General features: G+C 66.4%; 17 protein-coding genes and 3 pseudogenes. 15 read left to right on the top strand and 5 right to left on the bottom strand.

Going from position 1 to position 20,927, the window contains the following annotated elements:
- The first annotated feature begins 101 nt into the window (after positions 1–101).
- The 4 genes and pseudogenes from ACV22Z_RS30350 to ACV22Z_RS30335 all read left to right on the top strand — a co-directional run bounded on the left by ACV22Z_RS30350 (position 102) and on the right by ACV22Z_RS30335 (position 4,308).
- Complete coding sequence (locus tag ACV22Z_RS30350; RefSeq protein ID WP_448079933.1) at positions 102–638, top strand: phosphonopyruvate decarboxylase; 537 nt, start codon at positions 102–104, stop codon at positions 636–638.
- Between the two features lie 5 nt (positions 639–643).
- Positions 644–1,234, top strand: a complete 591-nt coding sequence (locus ACV22Z_RS30345) for a thiamine pyrophosphate-dependent enzyme (RefSeq protein WP_448079932.1) — start codon at positions 644–646, stop codon at positions 1,232–1,234.
- A gap of 162 nt (positions 1,235–1,396) precedes the next feature.
- Positions 1,397–2,875: an aldehyde dehydrogenase gene (locus tag ACV22Z_RS30340; RefSeq protein ID WP_448079931.1), complete on the top strand. Its 1,479-nt coding sequence runs from the start codon at positions 1,397–1,399 to the stop codon at positions 2,873–2,875.
- A 93-nt stretch (positions 2,876–2,968) separates the two neighbouring features.
- Positions 2,969–4,308: pseudogene (locus ACV22Z_RS30335) on the top strand (MFS family transporter).
- 135 nt (positions 4,309–4,443) lie between these two features.
- On the opposite strand, the gene ACV22Z_RS30330 reads toward ACV22Z_RS30335, so the two are convergent.
- Together ACV22Z_RS30330 and ACV22Z_RS30325 are read right to left on the bottom strand one after the other, a co-directional pair.
- Positions 4,444–5,565 (bottom strand): FUSC family protein, encoded by a 1,122-nt coding sequence (locus tag ACV22Z_RS30330; protein WP_448079930.1) that lies wholly within the window; start codon positions 5,563–5,565, stop codon positions 4,444–4,446.
- A 245-nt stretch (positions 5,566–5,810) separates the two neighbouring features.
- Complete coding sequence (locus ACV22Z_RS30325; RefSeq protein ID WP_277398513.1) at positions 5,811–5,945, bottom strand: hypothetical protein; 135 nt, start codon at positions 5,943–5,945, stop codon at positions 5,811–5,813.
- A gap of 741 nt (positions 5,946–6,686) precedes the next feature.
- Here ACV22Z_RS30325 and ACV22Z_RS30320 point away from each other — a divergent pair.
- Positions 6,687–6,980: an antibiotic biosynthesis monooxygenase family protein gene (locus tag ACV22Z_RS30320; protein WP_448079929.1), complete on the top strand. Its 294-nt coding sequence runs from the start codon at positions 6,687–6,689 to the stop codon at positions 6,978–6,980.
- A gap of 88 nt (positions 6,981–7,068) precedes the next feature.
- Here ACV22Z_RS30320 and senB read toward each other — a convergent pair whose 3' ends face one another.
- Positions 7,069–8,088: a selenoneine biosynthesis selenosugar synthase SenB gene (senB, locus tag ACV22Z_RS30315; protein ID WP_448079928.1), complete on the bottom strand. Its 1,020-nt coding sequence runs from the start codon at positions 8,086–8,088 to the stop codon at positions 7,069–7,071.
- Here senB and senA point away from each other — a divergent pair.
- From senA to ACV22Z_RS30280, 7 genes and pseudogenes are all read left to right on the top strand, one after another.
- Positions 8,087–9,283 (top strand): selenoneine synthase SenA, encoded by a 1,197-nt coding sequence (gene senA, locus ACV22Z_RS30310; RefSeq protein WP_448079927.1) that lies wholly within the window; start codon positions 8,087–8,089, stop codon positions 9,281–9,283. The genes senB and senA overlap by 2 nt on opposite strands.
- A complete protein-coding gene (locus ACV22Z_RS30305; RefSeq protein WP_448079926.1) occupies positions 9,280–9,459 on the top strand; it encodes a hypothetical protein in 180 nt (59 codons plus the stop codon). Before senA ends, ACV22Z_RS30305 begins: the two co-directional genes overlap by 4 nt.
- A 74-nt stretch (positions 9,460–9,533) precedes the next feature.
- On the top strand, positions 9,534–10,949 hold the full coding sequence (locus ACV22Z_RS30300; RefSeq protein ID WP_448079925.1) for an HD domain-containing phosphohydrolase: 1,416 nt from the start codon (positions 9,534–9,536) through the stop codon (positions 10,947–10,949).
- Positions 10,950–11,032: 83 nt separating this feature from the next.
- A complete protein-coding gene (locus ACV22Z_RS30295) occupies positions 11,033–12,796 on the top strand; it encodes a histidine kinase (RefSeq protein ID WP_448079924.1) in 1,764 nt (587 codons plus the stop codon).
- A gap of 292 nt (positions 12,797–13,088) precedes the next feature.
- Complete coding sequence (locus tag ACV22Z_RS30290; RefSeq protein ID WP_448079923.1) at positions 13,089–14,348, top strand: polysaccharide pyruvyl transferase family protein; 1,260 nt, start codon at positions 13,089–13,091, stop codon at positions 14,346–14,348.
- 166 nt (positions 14,349–14,514) lie between these two features.
- Positions 14,515–14,890: pseudogene (locus tag ACV22Z_RS30285) on the top strand (hypothetical protein).
- Positions 14,891–15,453: 563 nt separating this feature from the next.
- Positions 15,454–16,477 (top strand): annotated as a pseudogene (locus tag ACV22Z_RS30280) (3-keto-5-aminohexanoate cleavage protein); the annotation flags it as partial.
- Between the two features lie 296 nt (positions 16,478–16,773).
- Here the strand turns inward: ACV22Z_RS30280 and ACV22Z_RS30275 are convergent.
- Positions 16,774–17,658, bottom strand: a complete 885-nt coding sequence (locus ACV22Z_RS30275; protein WP_448079922.1) for an AraC family transcriptional regulator ligand-binding domain-containing protein — start codon at positions 17,656–17,658, stop codon at positions 16,774–16,776.
- On the opposite strand from ACV22Z_RS30275, the gene ACV22Z_RS30270 reads away from it, so the two are divergent.
- From ACV22Z_RS30270 to ACV22Z_RS30260, 3 genes are all read left to right on the top strand, one after another.
- Complete coding sequence (locus ACV22Z_RS30270) at positions 17,548–18,393, top strand: TauD/TfdA dioxygenase family protein (RefSeq protein ID WP_448079949.1); 846 nt, start codon at positions 17,548–17,550, stop codon at positions 18,391–18,393. The genes ACV22Z_RS30275 and ACV22Z_RS30270 overlap by 111 nt on opposite strands.
- Positions 18,394–18,402: 9 nt before the next feature.
- Complete coding sequence (locus tag ACV22Z_RS30265; RefSeq protein ID WP_448079921.1) at positions 18,403–18,963, top strand: RBBP9/YdeN family alpha/beta hydrolase; 561 nt, start codon at positions 18,403–18,405, stop codon at positions 18,961–18,963.
- 94 nt (positions 18,964–19,057) lie between these two features.
- Positions 19,058–19,903, top strand: coding sequence for an MFS transporter (locus ACV22Z_RS30260; protein WP_448079920.1), 846 nt, complete (start codon positions 19,058–19,060; stop codon positions 19,901–19,903).
- 72 nt (positions 19,904–19,975) lie between these two features.
- Here ACV22Z_RS30260 and ACV22Z_RS30255 read toward each other — a convergent pair whose 3' ends face one another.
- The gene (locus ACV22Z_RS30255; protein WP_448079919.1) at positions 19,976–20,878 is read right to left on the bottom strand and encodes a LysR family transcriptional regulator; all 903 of its coding nucleotides are present in this window, start codon (positions 20,876–20,878) and stop codon (positions 19,976–19,978) included.
- Between the last annotated feature and the right edge of the window lie 49 nt (positions 20,879–20,927).

Genomic DNA, 20,927 nt, shown 5'->3' with positions numbered 1-20,927 from the left:
CGTCATGCCGGTTCGTGATGCTTGCATCAGAAATCTCTATTTCTGGTGCGTGAGCATCGCATTTTAAGATACCTGAAACCTCTCACTTCAGGAGCCCCCACATGAACGCTTCAACGGGACAACCGCCGGCCTGGCAGGCGTCCATCTTTTCCGTGCTGAAAGCGGGCGGCACGCGCCAGATCGCCTATGTGCCCGATGCTGGCCACGCGCACGTGATCCGCCGCGCGCAGGCGGACGACGCGATCCACGACATCGCGCTGACGACCGAGGAGGAGGGCGTCGCGGTGGTGAGCGGCGCGTGGCTCGGCGGCCAGCGGGCGGTGCTGCTGATGCAGAGCAGCGGCGTCGGCAACTGCGTGAACATGTTCTCGCTGCTGCGCAGCTGCAACTTCCCGTTCTTCACGCTCGTGACGATGCGCGGCGAATACGCGGAGTTCAACCCGTGGCAGGGCCCGATGGGCAAGACGACGCAGGCCGCGCTCGAGCTGATGGGCATCACCGTGCTGCGCGCCGATCGTCCGGAGGACGTCGAGGACATCGTCAGCGCGGGTTTCGATGCGGCGTTCGAGGCGGGCGAGCAGGTCGCCGTGCTGCTGTCGCAAAGCCTGATCGGTCGCAAGAAATGGGAGAGGAAATGATGACGATGCAGAACACCCGCGCGACGATCGAGCGCCGCGCATTCGTAGAACGCCTGCTGGCCGGCGTGCCCGACGCGCTCGTCGTCACGGGGCTCGGCTCGCCTTCGTACGATGTGTTCGCGGCCGGCGATAGCGACAGCCGCTTCTATCTGTGGGGCGCGATGGGCGGCGCCGCGTCGCTCGGCCTCGGTCTCGCGCTCGCGCAGCCGGACAAGCCGGTGGTCGTGATCACCGGTGACGGCGAGCAGCTGATGGGAATCGGCAGCCTCGGCACGATCGGTGCGAAGCAGCCGCGCAACCTGACGATCGTCGTGCTCGACAACGGCCACTACGGCGAAACCGGCATGCAGCGCAGCCATTCGAGCCTCGGCACGGATCTCGTCGCGGTGGCGAAGGGATTCGGCGTCGCCGATTCGTTCGTCGTATCGCAGCAGGACGACCACGGCAGGATCGTCGAGCGCGCGAACGCGCGGCAGGGCCCCGTGTTCGCGCAGGTCCGCATCACGGCCGACGAGCCGCCGCGCGCGCTGCCGCCGCGCGACGGCGTGCACGTGAAGAACCGCATGCGCGCGCATCTCGGCTTCGCGACGTTCTGAGCCGTGCGCGTATCGCGCCCGCGCGACAACGGCGCGGGCGTGCGCGTCATGCTGCACCGTCGCACCGCCGCACCGCCGCACCGCCGCACCGCCGCGTCGCGCCTTTCGCGCCGTTCGTGCACCGCGCGGCGGCGCATGCCCACCGAAGTCAACGAGTCGATCATGCAACGCTACTCTCTCTATATCGATGGCGAACGCCGCGAGCCGGACAGCCGCGAATGGTTCGCCACCGACAACCCGTACACGGGCGAGCCGTGGGCGGAGATCGCGCGCGGCAACGCCGCGGACGTCGATCACGCGGTCCAGGCCGCCCATCGCGCGTTTGCCGACGGCGCGTGGCGGTCGCTGTCGGCCAGCGCGCGCGGCCACCTGCTGATCCGCCTGGCCGACCGCCTCGCGACCGAAGCCGCGCGCCTCGCCGAAATCGAAGTGCGCGACAACGGCAAGCTGTATGCGGAAATGCACGCGCAGCTGCAATACCTGCCGCAGTGGTACCGCTACTACGGCGGGCTCGCGGACAAGCTGCACGGCGACGTGATTCCGCTCGACAAGCCCGGCTATTTCAACTACACGCGCCGCGAACCGCTCGGCGTCGTCGCGATCGTCACGCCGTGGAACTCGCCTCTGATGCTGCTCGCGTGGAAGCTCGCGCCCGCGCTCGCGGCCGGCTGCACAGCCGTGATCAAGCCGTCGGAATTCACGTCGGCGTCGACGCTCGAGTTCGTCGAACTGCTCGCGGACGTCGGGTTCCCGCGCGGCGTCGTCAACGTCGTGACGGGGTTCGGCAACGAAGCGGGCAGTGCGCTGGTGTCGCATCCGCTCGTGCGCAAGGTCACGTTCACGGGCGCCGATGCCACCGGGCGCCGCATCAACGAGCAGGCCGCGCGCGACTTCAAGCATGTAAGCCTCGAGCTCGGCGGGAAGTCGCCGAACATCGTGTTCGACGATGCGACCCTGGACGATGCGGTCAACGGCGTGGTCGCGGGAATCTTCGCGGCGACCGGGCAGACGTGCATCGCGGGTTCGCGGCTGCTCGTGCAGTCGAGCATCCACGACGCATTCGTCGAGCGTGCGGTCGCGCTCGCGCGCACCGCGCGGATGGGCGATCCGATGGACGCCGGCACGCAGGTCGGGCCGATCACGACGCGGCCGCAGTTCGACAAGGTGCTGCACTACATCGACGTCGCGCGTGGCGACGGCGCGGTGCTCGCGCTGGGCGGCCGCGCGGCCACGCGCGCCAAATACGGCGGCGGCCGGTTCGTCGAGCCGACGATCTTCACGGGCGTCACGAACGACATGCGCATCGCGCAGGAGGAAGTATTCGGTCCCGTGCTGTCGGTGATCCGCTTCGATACCGAGGAGGACGCGGTCGCCATCGCGAACGACGTGCGTTTCGGGCTCGGCGCCGGCGTGTGGACGCAGGATCTCGGCCGCGCGTTCCGCATGGCCGAGCGCATCGAGTCGGGCACCGTGTGGGTGAACACCTATCGCGCGGTCAGCTACCTGTCGCCGTTCGGTGGCTACAAGGATTCCGGTCTCGGCCGCGAGAACGGAATCGGCGCGGTCGACGAATACCTGCAGACGAAGAGCGTGTGGATCAACACGGGCGCGGCGACCGGCAATCCGTTCGTGATGCGTTAGCCAGTATGACTCCCGTGAGGTGCCGGCAGCGGCGCGCATCAGCGCGTCGCGCCCGATTTCCCGACGCGGCGTCAGACCGGACAGCGGGACAACATGGATCTGGAGACACAATTGAAAGCCAATACTTTGCTGCCGGACGCGGTCGGCACTCCCGCCGATACGCGGCGCCGCATCCGCGCGATCGTGGGCGCGTCGTCGGGCAATCTGGTCGAGTGGTTCGACTTCTTCGTCTATTCGTTCTGCTCGCTGTATTTCGCGCAGGCGTTCTTTCCGGCCGGCGACCGCACGACGCAACTGCTCAATACGGCCGGCGTTTTCGCGACGGGCTTCCTGATGCGGCCGATCGGCGGCTGGCTGTTCGGGCGCATCGGCGATCGCCACGGCCGCAAGCGCGCGATGGTCGTGTCGGTGCTGATGATGTGCGGCGGGTCGCTGGCGATCGCCGTGCTGCCGACCTACGCGCAGATCGGCGCGCTCGCGCCCGCGCTGCTGCTCGCCGCGCGCTGCTGCTCGCCGCGCGCTGCGTGCAGGGGCTGTCGGTCGGCGGCGAATACGGCACCAGCGCGACGTACATGAGCGAGATCGCGCAGCCGGGATGGCGCGGCTTCTTCGCGTCGTTCCAGTACGTGACGGTGATCGGCGGGCAGGTGCTTGCGCTGGTCGTCGTCGTCGCGCTTCAGCAGTGGCTCACGCACGACCAGCTCGTCGCCTGGGGGTGGCGGATTCCGTTCGCGCTCGGCGCGATCGGGGCGGTCGTCGCGATGGTGCTGCGCCGCGCGCTCGACGAGACCACGACGATGCATACGCGCAACCGCGCCGACGCGGGCACCCTCATGGGCCTGTTCGCGCATGGCCGCGCGGTCGCGACTGTGCTCGGGTTCACGGCCGGCGGGTCGCTCGTCTTCTACACGTTCACGACCTACATGCAGAAGTACCTCGTCAACACGGCCGGCATGCAGGCGAAGACCGCGAGCGCGATCATGACGGCGGCGCTCGTCGTGTTCATGCTGATGCAGCCCGTATTCGGCGCGCTGTCCGACCGGATCGGACGCCGGCGGTCGATGCTGCTGTTCGGCATCGGCGCAACCTTCGGCACGGTTCCCGTGCTCGCGGCGCTCAGGACCGCTCACGATCCGCTGTGGGCATTCGTGCTGATCCTCGCGGCGCTGGCGGTCGTCAGCCTGTACACGTCGATCAGCGGGCTCGTCAAGGCGGAGATGTTCCCGGCCGAGGTGCGCGCGCTCGGCGTCGGCCTGCCTTATGCGATCGCCAACGCCGTGTTCGGCGGATCGGCCGAGTATGCGGCGCTGTCGCTGAAGGCGGCCGGCGTCGAAGCGGCGTTCTTTTGGTATGTGACCGCACTGGGTGCGGTTGCCGCGATCGCATCGTTGACGATGCGTGATCCGGCCACCCACGGTTATCTGCGCGATTGACGCCGGCCGGACGCCCGGTTGGGCGTCCGGCGACGCGACGCGATGCGACACGATGCGACACGACACGACACGACACGACACGACACGACACGACGTGATGCGATGCGATGCAATGCAATGCGACGCGATGCGCGGTTACGGCCGGGCGTCGGCGCGCCAGGATCGCGACAACGAAAGCGCAAATACCGGATACAGGACCGCGATGCCCGACAGCACGCCGAGAAAGCGGTCGAGCCCCGCGGCCGTATCGACTGCCGTGTACGTGTCGGGCACGAGTACGACGAGGAACGCCAGTGCGAACTGTGTGCCCATGTAGTTCGCGCCCGTGCGCGAGTTTTCGATATGGCGGCCGACGACGACGCCGGCTGCAACCAGCAGCGCCATCATTGCGGGCGAATGGTGGCTGGCATAGAGCCCGACGGTCGCGAGCGCGCCGCCCGCCGCACAGCCGGCGAAGCGGTGCGCCATGCGTTGTGCCGTGTGGCCGTGCGCGGCCGTCAGCTGCGCGGCCGGAATCATCGACACTGCGAAGATCGTCACGCACGCCTGGGCCGGCGATGGCAGGTGCAGCACGCGCGCAAGCAACGGGACGAGGGCGAGCGCGACGCCGCCCTTGAGCGCGTGCATGCCGGCGGCCGCATGCCAGCGCCGCACCGGCGGGGCGGCCGCCGTGGCCGGCGGGACGTAGTAGTCGCCCGCCAGCGCGCGGCGGATCGCGGCCGTGGACAGCGCGCTGACGGCGATCCCGCACAGCGTGCCGGTCGCCACCTCGGCAACGCGCGACCACGCGAACGCCGCGAGCTGCACGGCCGGCTGTTGCAGCGCTTCGGTCGTCACCATCGCGAAGGTCAGGCCCGCGAACAGCCACGCGTATCCGTTCGATTCGGTGAGCGCGAAATACAGCGTGAATGCGCCGACGCACGCCAGCGCAACGGCGAGCACGGACGGTGATCCGGGCCAATGCGCATGCGCGGCATAGGCGGCCGCCGCGCCCGCGACGGTGCCCGCGACGCGCAGCATGCCGCGCCGCAGGGTCGTTGCGACATGCGTGCGCATCACCATGTAGCCGCTGAATGCCGCCCATCCGACGTTGCGCTCGCGCAGCGCATGCGCGCAAAGAATCGACAGCATGACCGCGACGACGGCCTCGATTTCGTCGAGCGCGCGCGGCCCCGGCACGGGAATGCGGCGCAGGTCGCGCGCGATGTCGGCGGCCACGCGGCGCAGGTCGGCGATGAAGGTCACTGCAGGCTTCACGACTGCGTTCGCATCACGGCCGATGCGGCGAGCAGCATGACGGCACATGCGAGCAGGCAGGGTTGGAGGGTCGAACGGCGCGTGTTCACGGGCGAGCCAGTATGACGGTCGGCAAGGTGCCGTCATTCTCGTTCATCGCGCGCCGGCGTGCCAATACGCGCTGGCTTTGTGGGGCATAGGCCATGCCTATGGCGGATGCATGCCCGTCTGCAGGGCGGAACCGCGTTCCCTGCCGTGCGCGCCGGTCACGGGCGCAGCAGATCGAACCCGGCAAATACCACCACGCCGCTGAGCGCAATCATCGCCACGGAGTGCTGCCCGAAATAAAGGATCGCGGCTGCGAGCCACGACGCGATGCAAAAGGCGCCGATGCGGGCCATCGTGTGTACCTCAAAACTCGTCATGAAAGTGGATGCGCGTCCGCCGGCGACATCGTGCAATGCGATGCGTCCCCGAAAGGGACATCGCGCATCCGGATGCAGTGTGTCGCTCGGGTCCGCGACCGGCACGCAACGGCGTACCCATTCATGCGTTCGCGGTGGTCTCGACCGAGGCGCGGCCTCGGGACGGGGACGGCAGCACGCGCTTGCGTGCCCTGACCGAAAGGACGGTCGTGGGTGCCGGCGGCGATCGCTTCGGGCGACCCCGTGCGGAAGTCGGATCGCGAGATCGGCCGGAACACATTCAATTTTACCAGCGAACGCAGGGCCTGCCGTCCGACATTGCGTCCGACGCAGCGTAGTCATCGTGCAGCCTGCCGGGCTCAAGTTTCATCTGACAAATGCCGTAATACGGTTGCAAGGAATGCCTCGCACGACCGTCACAATTCGTTTTACTCACTCCGGACCGACACGATGTCGCCGCATACAGCGCGCTCGCGAACGCCGGCGCGTGCCGCGCGCGCTCGATGAAATCGTCGAAGAAGCGTTCGGCGCTGTCCCACGGATGGCCGTCGGTGCTGAAACAGTCCGGGCGACAGTACCCGTAGTCTCGATGCATGAGACAGCAGCACCCGCGCGCGCTACGTTTCGGCGATTTCAGGTATCGTTCCCGTGCGCCGCTGGCCGCGGCTCACGCCACGTCGAAAACCGATCGAATATTCCAGAATGAATGGAGCGCTCATGATCCTCGAAATCGCAAGTCTCGAAATCGAACCGTCCCAAGCCGAGCAGTTCGAGGCCGCAGTCCGGCAGGCACTGCCGTTGTTCGCGCGCGCCCGCGGCTGCGGCGGCGCAGAGTTGCAGCGCGTGATCGAACGCAATGGCGAGTATCTGCTCGTCGTGAAATGGGCGACCGTCGACGATCACATGGTGCACTTCCGCCAGTCGGACGATTTCCAGGCCTGGCGGCAACTGGCGGGACCGTTCTTCAAGCGGCCGCCGGAAGTCTTCCATACTGTCGCCGCCGTGAAGTAAAGGGCTTGACGGCGAAGCAGCCGTCACGCGCTCCATGGCGATTGTCCAGGGTCGTCTGATCGGTTGACGGCAACGGCAACGGCCACGGTCACACCGGCCGCAACGCATCGGCAACCAGTTCGATCACAGCGGCGCGCTCGCGCGCCGGCGTGAACAGCGGCGCCCGGCGCGCGCATTGCTGCCGCAGGTGCGCGAGGAAGCCGGCATCGCGGCTTGCGCGCTCCAGCATCTGCGCGAGCTGTGCGGCGTCACCGGCCGGGAAATAGCCGGCATAGTCGCGACCCAGCATGCCGATGTTTCCGGGGATGCGGCTGGCGAGCACCGGCACGCCGCTCGTGACGGCCTCGATGATCACATTGGCACCGCCTTCCATCACGCTGGAAACCACCATCGCCTGGGCCTGCGCGATGCGTCGCCGCGTGTCGGCATGCGACAGGTTCTCCAGCCACACATAGCGCCGCACCGTTGGCCACGCGTGCGCCTGCAGTGCCCGCGCGGCCTGCAGATAGACGTCGTCGAGCGCGCCGCCGATGTGGGTCAGGCGCACGCGCGATTCGTCGGGAAGCAGCGTAAGCGCCTGCATCGGCGTCAGCGGATCCTTCTCCGCGCGCATGTGCCCGACCAGCACGACATCGAACGCGTCATGTGCCGCGGCCGCCGCGTGGCATGCCGGGGCGGACTGGTAGATCACCCGGCACTTGGCGCGATGCGCGGCCGACAGTTCGTGCGGCCCTTCATCCTGCAGCACGACCAGGTGAGTCGCGAGATCAAGGGAGCGTTGAGCGGAGGCATCGCTGCGGATGTCGCGGTACAGATCGGTTCCCGTCAGCACGACGATCAGCGGGCGTCCCGCGCACGCATCGGCGAACCGGGCGATGGAATCGGCGGAGCGCCGTGCGTGCAGCGCGATCAGGCACGCCGGCAGCGTTTTGTCGTCGCTTTGCGGCGTCGGTTCGATGGCGGATTCGGTGGCCAGTTCGGCGGCCACCGTGACGGCGTAATCCTTCTGAAGGAATAGCGCCCAGCGATGGGCGGTCTGCCAGTTGCCGTTGTTGGCTTTGCGCAGTGCCGGGCTGATAATCGCGACGTTGGCCTTGGGAGGAGACATGACAATCGGGGCTGAAGGGGTTGCAGCAAGAAGGATAGGCAAGTTTGGGCTGCGTGCGGCGTTTTCCGCGTCGCACCGGCGCACCTGGGCCATCCTCGACGATCTGTCGCCGTCCCGGTGGCAGGTCCGCTACGATCCTGGGATCAATCCGCCGTTGTGGGAATACGCGCATGTCGCGTGGTTCACCGAGCACTGGGTGCTGCGGGAACCGCGTCCCGATGCAAGCGGCCGCCTGATCGCCACGTTGCCTTCGATACTGGCGGATGCCGATTCACTGTTCGACTCGATGCGCGTGGCTCACCCGATGCGCTGGCATCTGCCGATGCCGCCACTCGACGCGGTGCACGCGTACGTCGCCGTCGTGCTCGAACGCGTGCTGGCCGCGCTCGACGCAGCCGACGACACCGACGACGCGCTCTACTTCTTCCGGCTTGCACTGTTCCACGAAGACATGCATGCCGAGGCGCTGACCTACATGCGCCAGACGCTCGACTACGCGCTGCATGCGCCGGTCGAGATGCCTGCCGTCCGGCCGGACGCCGAATCGGTCGGGGCGGGGGGCGAGACGTTCCTGATGGGTTCGCCAGCGGACAACGGATTCGTGTTCGACAACGAGAAGTGGGCGCATCCGGTCCGGCTCGCGCCATTCCGGATCGGCGCCGCGTGCGTCAGCCATGCGGCGTTCGCCGAATTCGTCGCGGACGGCGGTTACCGCGACCAGCGGTGGTGGTCCGACGCCGGCCTCGCGTGGCTGCAGCAGAGCGGGCTCGCACATCCGGCGCGCTGGCGCGTCGCGGGCGGCGCGCCATGGCAATGGGAATGGCGCTGGTTCGGCAATTGGGTGCCGCTGCCGCTTGACCGGCCCGTGTGCCACGTCAACGCGTACGAGGCCGAGGCCTATTGCCGCTGGGCCGGCAAGCGCTTGCCGACGGAAGCGGAATGGGAGTACGCGGCCACGCATGATTTGATCGATTGGGGCGAATCGGTGTGGGAATGGACGGCCGATCCTTTCGCGCCCTACGCGGGATTCTCGGCCGATCCGTATCTGGAATATTCGGCGCCGTGGTTCTACACGCATCGGTCGGTGCGGGGCGGATCGTTCGTCACGCGCGATCGCATGCAGCATCCTCGCTACCGGAATTTCTACCTGCCGCACCGCAACGACCTGTTCGTCGGGTTCCGCTGCTGTGAATGATCGTCGCGTGTGATGCATTGAATCCTGTGCTGCGCGACACATTCGATCCGCCGTTCGAGATCGGATGCGTCAGCGCCGATCGCGCCATTTTGCCGCAAAGCTCTCGCATGCTGGAATCAGCCGGATCGACGATGAATCTGCGGCGCGGCGACGGCTCGCATACGTGTTTCCCCTGATCAAGAATTCACGCAGCAGGCCGATGTTGCGGATGAGGCGACAAGAATCAAGAAGAATCGATACGAGGGCCATTATGACGACGTCTGCAACAAGCGGCAGCAGTTCCACGCCCGACGAAACGGTCGACGCGACGCATCCGGTGGGCGAGCCGCCCGCCGCCGTGATCCTGCTCGTCGACGACGAACCCGGCGTGCTGTCGGCGCTCAGGCGCCTGCTCAGACAGTCCGGCTACGACGTACGCACGGCCGACGGCGGCGAGGCGGCGCTCGAGATCCTGGCGTCGGCCGACGTCGATCTGATCGTGTCGGACATGCGCATGCCGCACATGAGCGGCGTCGAGTTTCTGGCCCGCGCGCGGGCGCTGTATCCGGACACGATGCGCATCCTGCTGACCGGTTATTCGGAAGTCGAATCGGTCGCGCGGGCCGTCAACGAAGGCGGCATCTATCGCTACCTGAACAAGCCGTGGGACGACCACGACCTGCTGCTGACGATCGGGCAGGCGCTCGAACAGCGGCGCCTGCGCAGCGAAGCCGCGCGGCTCGCGGCGCTCACGCAGGCGCAGAACGACGAACTGCGCCGCTTCAACACGGAACTCGAAAGCCAGGTGCGGGCCCGCACCGACGAACTCGGCCAGACCGTGATGTTCCTGGAGGCCGCGCAGCGCGACCTCAAAAGCAATTTCATCGCGATGGTCCAGGTTTGCGCGAGCATGGTCGAACTGCGCTGCGGGGTGATCGGCGGGCAGTCGATGCGCATCGGCGAGATCGCGCGCCATCTCGCGCTCGCGTCCGGCATGAGCAGCCTGCACGCGCAGGACGTCTATTACGCGGGGCTGCTGCACGGCATCGGCAAGCTGTCGCTGCCCGACGAACTGCTGCACAAGCCGCTCGTGCGGATGACGACGGACGAGCAGCGGCTGTACCAGCAGCATCCGCTTCGCGCGCAGATGGTGCTGACGCCCGTCGCGCAGCTCCATCACGTCGCGTCGATCGTGCTGCACCAGTACGAACGGTTCAACGGCCGCGGCACGCCGGACGGGCTCGCGGGCGCCGACATTCCGCTCGGCTCGCGGATCGTCGCGGTGGCGCGCGATTTCGAAGGGCTGCGCCACGGCGAGATCGGCGCACCGCAATCCGTCGAGCAGGCGATCGATATCCTCAAGTCGCAGGCCGGCGTGCGTTACGACCCGGAGATCGTCGAGCGCTTCGTCACGCTGATGAAGCATCCAGCTGAATTGGGCATTGCGTCGTCCGTGTCGGAAGTGAAGTCCTCGCAACTGCTCGAAGGGATGCAGCTTGCCGACGACCTGCGAACGCACCGCGGCGTGTTGCTGATCACGAAAGGGAGCGTCATGTCGGCCCATCAGATCGAACTCGTGCGCCGTTTCGAGGCGCGGGAAGGCACGTCGTTCGACATTCTGGTCCTGGCCGCGCCCGGCGCGTCCGCACCAGCGCCCGCGCCGGAGGCCGGCGGACCACCGGGCTGACGGCGGGCACGGCCCGGCCGCCGTGCTTCGCAACCGATCGCGCGGCACGGAAACGCGATTCCGACATTCCGGAGCGTTCGACCATGCACGGCACGTACAACTTCTCGCTCGCCCTGCTGTCGCTCGTCATCGCGACGCTGGCGTCGTATACGGCCCTCGATCTGGCCGCGTTCATCTCGCTGCTCGACAAGCCGAAGATCCGGCTTGCGTGGCTGAGTGGCGGCGCGGCTGCGATGGGTACCGGCATCTGGTCAATGCATTTCGTCGGGATGCTCGCGTTCTCGTTGCCGATTCCGCTCGGATACAACCTGGCCGAAACGGGCGCGTCGCTCGCGATCTCCGTGCTGGTGTCGTACTTCGCGCTGAACGTCGTGACGCGCGCGAAGCTGACGCGCTTGCGCCTCGTCGTCGGCGGGATACTGATGGGCGGCGGGATCGCCGGCATGCATTACACGGGGATGGCCGCGATGCGCATGCAGCCGGGGATCCGCTACGACCCGGCGCTGTTCGCGGCGTCGATCGGCGTGGCCGTTGTCGCATCGACCGCCGCGCTGTGGATCGCGCAGACGCTGCGCACTCAGGCGGCGCGCAACGCGAGACGCATCGGCGCGGCCGTGATCATGGGGATCGCGATCACCGGCATGCATTACACGGGGATGGCGGCCGCGCATTTCGCGCCGGACGCGCGCTGCGGCGCCGCGAACGGCATCGATACGCCGTGGCTCGCGACGACGGTCGCGTTGTTCACGCTGGCGACCCTGATCGTCACGCTGATGATTTCGCGCTTCGACGCCCGCACCGCATTCCTGCGCGGGATGGCCGACACGCTCGAGGAACTCGTGCAGGTGCGGACCAGCGAACTCGAACGGGCGCTGCGCCGTTACGAATGCACCACGCAAACGCTGCAGCGGACCCGCGAGAACATGGAGCGCGAGATCGAGGAACGCAAGGCCGCGCAGTCCCGCCTCGAGCAGGAGAAGGACGAGCAGCGCCGGCTGTTGCACGAACTCGAGGAGACTCACGTGCAACTGCTGCAGTCGGAGAAGCTCGCGTCGATCGGCCAGCTTGCGGCCGGCGTCGCGCACGAAATCAACAATCCGATCGGCTTCGTCAGCGCGAACCTCAACATGCTGAAGACCTGGGTTCGAAGCCTGCTCGACGTGGTCGAAGCCCATGAAGCCGTGACGGCGCGGCTGGACGCCGACACGCGCGGCACGCTGGACGCGGCGAGGAAGGAAGCGGATCTCGACTACATCCGCGGTGAAATCGCGACGCTGATCGACGAATCGATCGACGGCACGATGCGCGTGCGGCGCATCGTGCAGGACCTGCGTGACTTCTCGCGGCCGGGCAGCGACGAATGGAACATCGTCGACCTCCACGCGGGCCTGGAGAGCACGCTGAACGTCGTCCACAACGAGCTCAAGTACAAGGCCGACATCGTGCGCGACTACGGCGACGTGCCGCACGTCGAATGCCTTCCGTCACAATTGAACCAGGTGTTCATGAACCTGCTCGTCAATGCCGCGCAGGCAATTTCCGAGCGCGGCGTCATCACGATCCGCACGACGAGCGACGACGAGAGCGTGTCGGTCGCGATCAGCGATACGGGCAAGGGCATGCCGCCCGACGTCATCCGACGGGTTTTCGACCCGTTCTTCACGACCAAGCCGGTCGGACAGGGCACAGGCCTCGGGCTGTCCGTGTCGCACGGCATCGTCGAGCGTCACCGGGGCATGATTGACGTGGCCAGCGAGCAGGGGCGCGGCACGACGTTCACGGTTCGGCTGCCGGTCCGGCGCGAGCGGGCGGGCGTGGACGCGGCGCCAGTGCTGCAGCGTGCATGAGTGCGGGTAGTGCGGGTAGTGCGGGTAGTGCCGGGAGTGCGGGAAGTGAGGGAAGTGAGGGAAGCGCGGGAAGTGAGGGAAGCGCGGGAAATGCGGGAAGCGCGGGAAATGCGGGAAATGCGGGAAATGCGGTGAGTGTGGCGAGTGTGTCGAGTGCGGGGAAGTGCGAGGAGTAGCGCGACCGGCCTGTCGCGCATGCAGAAGACGCGGCGCAAATGCCGCGCCGACCGATAGAATCTCCGCAACGCTCACCCGCGCACGACGCTCGTCGCGCGCCGCCCGGAAATCCCGCATGCGAACGCACGAAGCGCACGAAACGCACGAAACGCACGACATGCCGACGGTCCTGTTCGGCGCATTCGACCGGCACAATGTCGGCGACCTGCTGTTTCCGCACGTCGTCGAGCGGATGCTCGACGGCCGCGACCTGCGATTCGCCGGCCTCGACGCGCGCGACCTGCGCCGCTACGGCGGGCATCGTGTCGAGGCGTTCGGACGGATCGCGGCAGCCGCGCGTGATCAGGCGCTGCAGGTCATCCACGTCGGCGGCGAACTGCTGACCTGCAATGCGTGGGAAGCGGCCGTCATGCTGTCGCGTCCGGGCGAGACCCGGGACGACATCGCGAGTGCCGACATGTGGGCGCGCAGCGGGCCCGCATGGGCCCATGCGCGGTTCGGCACCGCGTCGCTCGCGCCGTATGTGCTGTCGGCGCGTGCGTACCCCGACGTGCCGATGCACCACGTCGCGTTCAACGCCGTCGGCGGTGCCGATCTCGATGCGCGCGATCCGGCGCTCCGCAGCGAAGTGCTGGCCGCCCTCGCGGCGGCGGATGACGTCAGCGTGCGCGACCGGGCCACGCTCGCACAGCTGAACGCGGCCGGCATCCAGGCGCGGCTCGTCCCCGATCCGGCCGTCATGACCCGCGCGCTGTTCGGCACGCGGATCCGTCGCCACGCCGGGGAACGCGCGGTGCGGGATGTGCGTCAGGCCTTTCCCGACGGCTACGCGGCCGTGCAGTTCAGCGCCGATTTCGGCGACGACGCGACGCTCGACGTCATCGCGCGCGCGCTCGACCGGACGGCGTCCTCGCATCGGCTCGGCGTCGTGATGTTTCGCGCCGGCGCGGCACCGTGGCATGACGACCTCGCGTGCTACCGACGCATTGCCGGCAAGATGCGCAGCGGTTCGGTCAGGCTGTTTGCGTCGCTGAATCTGTGGGACATCTGTGCGCTGATCGCGCAGAGCCGCGTGTATTGCGGCAGCAGCCTGCATGGCCGGATCGTGGCGATGGCGTTCGCGCTTCCGCGCGTCAACGTCCGTCATCCGTCCGTCGGCGCGCGGACGACGAAGCTGACCGCCTATGCGGCGACATGGGAAGCAGCGGGCGTCCCGGGCGTCGTCGGCGTGGACGATATCGCCGATGCGATCGGCGACGCGTTGCGGGCGGATGCGGCGATGCTCGAACGCAAGGCGAGGGAACTGGCGGATCTGTATCGCGATGGGTTCGCGCCGGTGCGCGACGGGTGCTTGCGGGACGCCAACGCCGGCTGATTTCTGCTCGACAGGATTCGAGGCGACCTGAATCGCGTTGCGCCAGGTTACATGCTCCCGTTGGCACAAGGCAGTGCCGCGTACACTACGCCGTTCTCGCGCCCTTTTGCACGGTCGGGAACGGACAGGGAAGGCGCAAGGCCGCGCGTCGTTGCACACAAACCTCATGACAAGAATTCCAGTGAGCAAGCTGGGCGCGATTCTCGCGTTGTGCGCGAGCCTTACCGCCACGTACGCGCATGCGGAAGTCCGGTCGACTGCCGGAAACTCAACGAAGCGGCCAGCGGCCCGGACTACAACTTTAGACCGCCGCTTTCCGCGAAAGTCATCGGGTCGGGGCGCGCCTATTTCTATTCGGCGCCTGCGGCCCAATGCATGAGCAAGCGCACTTCATCATTCCCGGCGACTCGGTGACGGTCTACAAGCCGTACAAGAAGTGGATGCAAATCTTGTACGTGAACGGCAGGACGGGCGAGGATTTCGAAGGGTGGATCGAGGAAAGCCGCCTGGATCTCGGTAGCCACCTGGGCGGCGATCAGTAGTCGATTCGACAGGCGATCGCGCCCGGATCGTCGCGGCCCATTCGTCGAATCCCTGCCGGGTATCGACGATCGTCGCGTCGACCTGCAGCAGCGCGCCGCGCGCATCGATGCGCCGCGCGCGGAAGTAATGGCGGTACCGCAGCGCGGCAACGCGCGCGGGGGGCCACTGCGCATTCGTAGACGCGTGCGCTCGTCGTGCAGCATGAAGCGCTTGCCGGGCAGCTGCGCGACGCCGTTTGGATCGGCGAGTGGCACCAGCGGAATGGTCGTTGGCGCGTGGGCGAGATTCGCGCAGGTCGCGCCCGGCTGGCCGGGCGCTGGAAAAGCATCTGAGTGCATCGTCATCGTTGTTGTTCTTGTCGTCGGTCCCGTTGCCACGGCCCGTGGCAGGCCGCTCGCGGCGACCCGCTGAATCCGGATGGGCGGCCGGTTGCGGCGGGGCCGGTTGCTGTCATCAAAAGTAAAGTTCGCGGCATCCAATGTAAAGCGGGAAGTGGCGCCAGGCCAGATGATTCATTCGTCGCTTCAGACACCTGGACATCAACCGCTTTAAGGAGATCTGTATGCATTTCATTGACGACTCTCTGTTGCCTGAGAATCAGCAGCCTCTGGTCATTCAGGCCGCACCCTACGGACCGCAATGGTTGCCGGGCGATTCGGACGACGTGCCGGTAACGATGGCCGATCAGGTGCAAAAGGCGGTGGACTGCTACAACGCCGGTGCCACCGTGCTGCACGTGCACGTGCGTGAAGCCGACGGTAAGGGTTCCAAGCGCCGCGATGTTCAACGAAATGCTGGATCGCCTGCGTAGCGCCGTGCCGAAGATGGTGCTACAAGTGGGGGGCTCGATCTCGTTTGCGCCCGAGAACGATGGCGATATCGCCCGTTGGCTGAACGACGACACACGCCACGGCCTGGCCGAACTGAATCCGCGCCCCGACCAGGTAACGATCGCGATCAACACCAGCCAGATGAACACTGCGGAGCTGAAGGTGCACACGGATGTAGTGGGCACATCGTGGGAGGACCTTGAAAACAGCCCGTACCGTGAGATGACCATCCCCGCCGGCCCTGCGTTCGTGGATGAGCACATCCGGCGCATGGTGGCCAACGGCATCCAGCCCCACTTCCAGATCGGCCACCTGGCCCAGCTCGAAACACTGGGGCGCATGATCCGCCGCGGCAAATACATGGGGCCGCTGGTTCTGAACTGGGTGGCCATCGGCGGCGGGATGGACGGCCCCAACCCACGCGCGATGATGGAGTTCATCAATCACGTGCCCGATGGCGCCGTGCTGACGATCGAAGGTACCAACCGGCCTACGTGGCCGTTGACCACAATGGGCATCTGCCTCGGCATGCACGTGCGCTGCGGGATCGAAGACACGCTCCAGGATGACCTCGGCGAGCGCATCCCGTCGGTGAAGCAAGTCGAGAAGCTGGTGCGCATTTCCCGCGAACTGAACCGCGAAATCGCTACCGGCGAAGAAGCGCGGCGCATCTATCAGATCGGCGTGCAATACGACAGCATCGAGGAAGCCCTGGCGAGGAACGGCTACCCGCCGCTGCGCAAGCCCGGCCAGCGCGGCTTCCTGCTGTATGACGGTGCGTACTACCCCGGCGAAAGCCAGCGTTCTGCGGAAGCACAGCGTCAGGCCGAAACGAAGCGGCGCCTGAATGCCCTCTCCAACAGCGACTGGAGCGCAGCGACAGCCAAGGCCGTTCCGGCTTGAGCACAACTGCCGACCGGGCGATGGCACAGTCGGCTTTCTCGAGACGCCGCAGCCCATTTCCCGCGGTCGGGCCCGCTGTGCCAGCCGAGAGACGGCGTGAGCTGGCGCAGCGCCAAGAGCGCAACACGCCGTGCAGCCTTGCGCGCATCTCAGAACGGACGGACTACGGTGGCGGCCGGTTCTCGCGCACGCCGGTTTGCTGCGCGGCTCTCCTTCGCGCTGCAGCCGAATTGCCCGTGATACCAGCGTGAGAATTCGCTCGGTGCGGAAAAGCCGAGCAGGGTCGCCACCTCGGTCAACGGGCGATCGCTCTCGGTGACATGCCGTGACGCAAGTTCCTTGCGGACGTCGTTCACGATCGACGAGAAGCTCCGCCCGTGTTCCGCCAGCCGGCGCTGGATGGTGCGGCACACGACGCCGAGGTGCTCGGCCACCTGTTCGATCCCGCAGCGCCCGCTGGGCAACAGCAGCAGGATCGTGCGCCGCACGTCCTCGAGCATGGTTGCCTGATGCGGCCTGGCCGACGTGCCCAGCAACTGCTGCGCGTAACGCACCATCGCCGGATCGGCGGACGAGTTGCGTGCATCGAGACCGGCTTTCGCGCAGACGATGCCGTTGAAGTCGCGATCGAACTCGATGCAAGGACCGAAAAACCGCAGGTGCGTACGGACGTCGCGTGGCGCCGGGTGCTCGAAGCATACGCGTCGCGGCTGCCAGTCGGGCTTGAGGAGCTGGCGTATCAATCGCACCATGACCCCTAGCGCCAGCTCGACCCTTTGGCGCGTGGGCTGATGCGCATGGCCGGCGATGACGGCCTCGCGAATGATGACCCGATCTCCGTGCTCCTCGACCGCCAGCGACAGCGCGTCGTTGAGCAGCGCCACGTAGCGCATCAGCACATCGAGCGAGTCGCGCAGCGTCGCCTGGTCGCGGATCAGCAATCCGACCGCGCCGAGCTCGGCAACGTCGACCTGGGCGCGGCTGCCGAGGACGGGAACCTGCTGGCAGAAATCCGGATGCTGCTGCTGAAGCATCGTGTGGTGTTCTTCCGCGACCAGGAGATCACGCGCGCGCAGCATGTGGCCTTTGCGCGCCGCTTCGGCGAGCTGGAAGACCACCCGGTGGTGGGCAGCCATCCCGACTACCCGGGACTGGTTCAGATCTACAAGACGCCGGAGAGTCCGCCCGAACGCCACGAGAATTCCTGGCACACCGATGCGACGTGGCGCGAAAGGCCTCCGATGGGCTGCGTATTGCGTTGCGTCGAATGCCCGCCGGTGGGCGGCGACACGATGTGGGTCAACATGGTCGAGGCTTACGAGCAACTGCCCGACGATATCAAGATGAAGATTGCGTCCTTGCGCGCACGCCACAGCATCGAGGCGAGCTTTGGCGCTGCGATGCCGATCGAGAAGCGCCTTGCGCTGAAGGCTCAGTACCCGGACGCCGAGCACCCGGTCGTGCGCATCCATCCGGAAACCGGGGAGAAGGTGCTGTTCGTCAACGGCAGCTTTACGACGCACTTCACCAATTTCAATACGCCGGACAACGTGCGCTTTGGACTGGACAAGTCGCCGGGCGCAAGTCAGTTGCTCAACTACCTGGCCAGCCAGGCCAACATCCCCGAGTACCAGGTGCGTTTCCGCTGGAAGCGGAACAGCGTCGCATTCTGGGACAACCGTTCAACCCAGCACTACGCTGTGATGGACTACCCGGCGTGCCACCGCAAGATGGAACGCACCGCCATCATCGGCGACATCCCGCATTGAGTGATCGATATGACCGCCACGATACCCACCGTACTCATCGTCCCCGGCCTGCGTGACCATGTGCCGGACCACTGGCAGACACTGCTGGCAGCGAAATTGCGTCGGGTACGCAGCGTCGCGCCGCTTGAACGGGACAAGCTGAGCTGTGCAGCACGCGTCGACGCGATCGACCGCGAACTGGCCACGATCGACGGGCCGGTGATCATCGTCGCGCACAGCGCCGGCACGATGATGGTTGCGCATTGGGTGGCCCGGGGCGCGACGCGCGAAGTCCGCGGCGCGCTGCTCGCCGCGCCCGCGGATCTCGAGACACCCATGCCGGCAGGTTATCCGACCATCGACACGCTGCACGACCACGGCTGGCTGCCGATCCCGCGATGCGCTTTGCCGTTTCCGAGCATCGTTGCGGCAAGCAGCAACGATCCGCTGACGCGTGTCGATCGCGCCCGCGCGTTCGCGCGCGCGTGGGGCAGTCGCTTCGTCGAACTCGGGGCGGTCGGGCACCTGAATCCGGCGTCGGGCCATGGCGAGTGGCCGCGGGCGGAAGCGTTCATTCGCGAACTCTCGTGACCGGGCAGTAGCCGAACGCCGTCAACGAAGAAAAACCGGGCCTGCGGCATTTGAAGTGCCGACGCCGGCATCACATAACGATTAGGAGACGAGCATGAACGTAATTCCCGATGGCCACGAGGCCGGCGGCAACGACCACTTCCTGACGAGCAGGCGGCAAGCATGGTTTGCCTTTGCGATGACTTTCGCGCTCATGTTGTTCGACTTCATCGACCGGCAGGTGATTGTCTCGCTGTTTCCGCACATCAAGAGCGAATGGGGCCTGAGCGACAAGCAACTCGGTTCGCTGGTGTCCATCGTTTCCATCGTTGTGGGGGTAGGGGGGCTGCCGGTCGCGCTGTTGGCCGACCGCATGGGCCGCGTGAAGAGCATCGTCGTAATGGCCATCGCATGGAGCCTCGCCACGATCTCGTGCATGTTCACGAACAATTACAGTCAATTGTTCAGTTGCATGTTCTGGGGCATCGTCGTAGGCCGCATTGCGCTTCGCAAGCCGCGAAACAAGCTGCCCGCGTTGTCCGTGCTGTGCCTGATCACATCGGTGATCTTCGTCGTCGCATTCGGCGGCTCATACACAGGTGTTGCACAGCTCAAGCTGATCGTGATCGGCGGCATTTTCATGAACTGCACGGTCGGTGTGGTCGCCAGCATCGCGATGGACGTCATTCACCCGGGTGTGCGCTCGACCGGAGCAGCCGTGCTTTCGCTGTTTCAGAACGTGTTCGGCCTGGCGATGGGACCGTTCCTCGCAGGCGTCATCTCGGACCGATGGGGGCTGCAGCACGCGATGACAGTCATTCCTCTGTTCAGCGTTCTGGCCGCCGTGTTCTTTATCGTCAGCATGCGCAGTTATGACGCGGACGCGGCCGAGATCTCCGCGGTGAAGCTGGATGTGGCGCCAGGCCTCACCGGGAACCTGAGCACCAGCAACGCAGTTTGAGCGAGGGGGATCTCGGAGGGGAAAGGTCGCGGGCCTCGCGCCGGCTGCGTCGCATGGCGACGGCAGAAGATCTCATCGGCCGGGGTCCGCTTGCGGGCTCGCCTCGTTCATGAACGCGCGGACTGCGGGGGACAGCTCCCGCCGCCTGCTCGCCATTGCGAGGTCAACGGAGAACTGAAAGTCGTCCAGGGCTCGATAGCAGATTCCCGGCTGAACGAAATGCCGCATCGATTCAGGGACGACGGCGACACCATAACCGGCCGATGCCAGGCTGACTGCGGATATGAAGTCCTGCACGCGGTAGTCGAGGAACGCGGAAAAGCCTCCCGCAGCCCCCAGCGCAGTCAGTACCTCACTGAATCCCTCGTCCTCGTCGAACTGGGGGGAGATGAACGGCTGGTCCTTCAGGTCGCGTGCATGCACGTGACGCCGTGCCGCCAACGGGTGGTTCTCCGCCATCGCGACCATGAGCCGCTCCGTGTGCACGATGACGGACACGATGCCCGATGGATACTGACGCCTGGGCCGCACGATACCGACGTCGATTTCACCATTGTTCAGCGCTTCGAACTGCCGGGGCGTCTCCATCGCGACGACTTCGACCCGCACGTTTTCATGCGAGCGCCGAAACCGGCGAAGCATGTCCGACACCACACCGCTACTCGCACCCGACGCGACGAAGCCGATCCGGACGATGCCCGCCAGCCCTCTTGCCGCCAGTCGTCCGACCTGATCCGCGCGATCGATATGCCGCAACGCGGCCACCGCTTCCGCGTGGAACAGCCGTCCTGCGTCGGTCAGCGTCACTGGCTGACGTTTGTTCCGGTTCAACAGGCGAACGCCGATCTCTTGCTCGAGGCGTTGAATCTGCGCGCTCAGCGCAGATTGAGCCACGTTCAGTCGATCCGCCGCTCGGGCGAAGTGCAGCTCCTCGACCACCGCCGTGAAGTACCTGAGCTGACGGGCATCGATCATTTGATCTCCATAGGCGAATAAAAATTCACATTTCTAATCTGGATGCTAT

The sequence above is a fragment of the Burkholderia sp. PU8-34 genome, from assembly GCF_053427725.1.
Note: the sequence above shows the minus strand (reverse complement) of the source record. Positions and strands in the feature narration are given on the sequence as shown.

Excerpts from the sequence above, each read along its gene's own strand:
- ACV22Z_RS30325 (WP_277398513.1), bottom strand. The coding sequence starts at position 5,945 with ATGGCCCGCATCGGCGCCTTTTGCATCGCGTCGTGGCTCGCAGCCGCG.
- ACV22Z_RS30295 (WP_448079924.1), top strand. The coding sequence starts at position 11,033 with ATGCACGGCACGTACAACTTCTCGCTCGCCCTGCTGTCGCTCGTCATC.
- ACV22Z_RS30320 (WP_448079929.1), top strand. The coding sequence starts at position 6,687 with ATGATCCTCGAAATCGCAAGTCTCGAAATCGAACCGTCCCAAGCCGAG.
- ACV22Z_RS30255 (WP_448079919.1), bottom strand. The coding sequence starts at position 20,878 with ATGATCGATGCCCGTCAGCTCAGGTACTTCACGGCGGTGGTCGAGGAG.
- ACV22Z_RS30340 (WP_448079931.1), top strand. The coding sequence starts at position 1,397 with ATGCAACGCTACTCTCTCTATATCGATGGCGAACGCCGCGAGCCGGAC.
- ACV22Z_RS30260 (WP_448079920.1), top strand. The coding sequence starts at position 19,058 with ATGAACGTAATTCCCGATGGCCACGAGGCCGGCGGCAACGACCACTTC.
- ACV22Z_RS30290 (WP_448079923.1), top strand. The coding sequence starts at position 13,089 with ATGCGAACGCACGAAGCGCACGAAACGCACGAAACGCACGACATGCCG.
- ACV22Z_RS30350 (WP_448079933.1), top strand. The coding sequence starts at position 102 with ATGAACGCTTCAACGGGACAACCGCCGGCCTGGCAGGCGTCCATCTTT.
- ACV22Z_RS30300 (WP_448079925.1), top strand. The coding sequence starts at position 9,534 with ATGACGACGTCTGCAACAAGCGGCAGCAGTTCCACGCCCGACGAAACG.
- senA (WP_448079927.1), top strand. The coding sequence starts at position 8,087 with ATGACAATCGGGGCTGAAGGGGTTGCAGCAAGAAGGATAGGCAAGTTT.
- senB (WP_448079928.1), bottom strand. The coding sequence starts at position 8,088 with ATGTCTCCTCCCAAGGCCAACGTCGCGATTATCAGCCCGGCACTGCGC.
- ACV22Z_RS30265 (WP_448079921.1), top strand. The coding sequence starts at position 18,403 with ATGACCGCCACGATACCCACCGTACTCATCGTCCCCGGCCTGCGTGAC.
- ACV22Z_RS30275 (WP_448079922.1), bottom strand. The coding sequence starts at position 17,658 with ATGCTTCAGCAGCAGCATCCGGATTTCTGCCAGCAGGTTCCCGTCCTC.
- ACV22Z_RS30345 (WP_448079932.1), top strand. The coding sequence starts at position 644 with ATGCAGAACACCCGCGCGACGATCGAGCGCCGCGCATTCGTAGAACGC.
- ACV22Z_RS30305 (WP_448079926.1), top strand. The coding sequence starts at position 9,280 with ATGATCGTCGCGTGTGATGCATTGAATCCTGTGCTGCGCGACACATTC.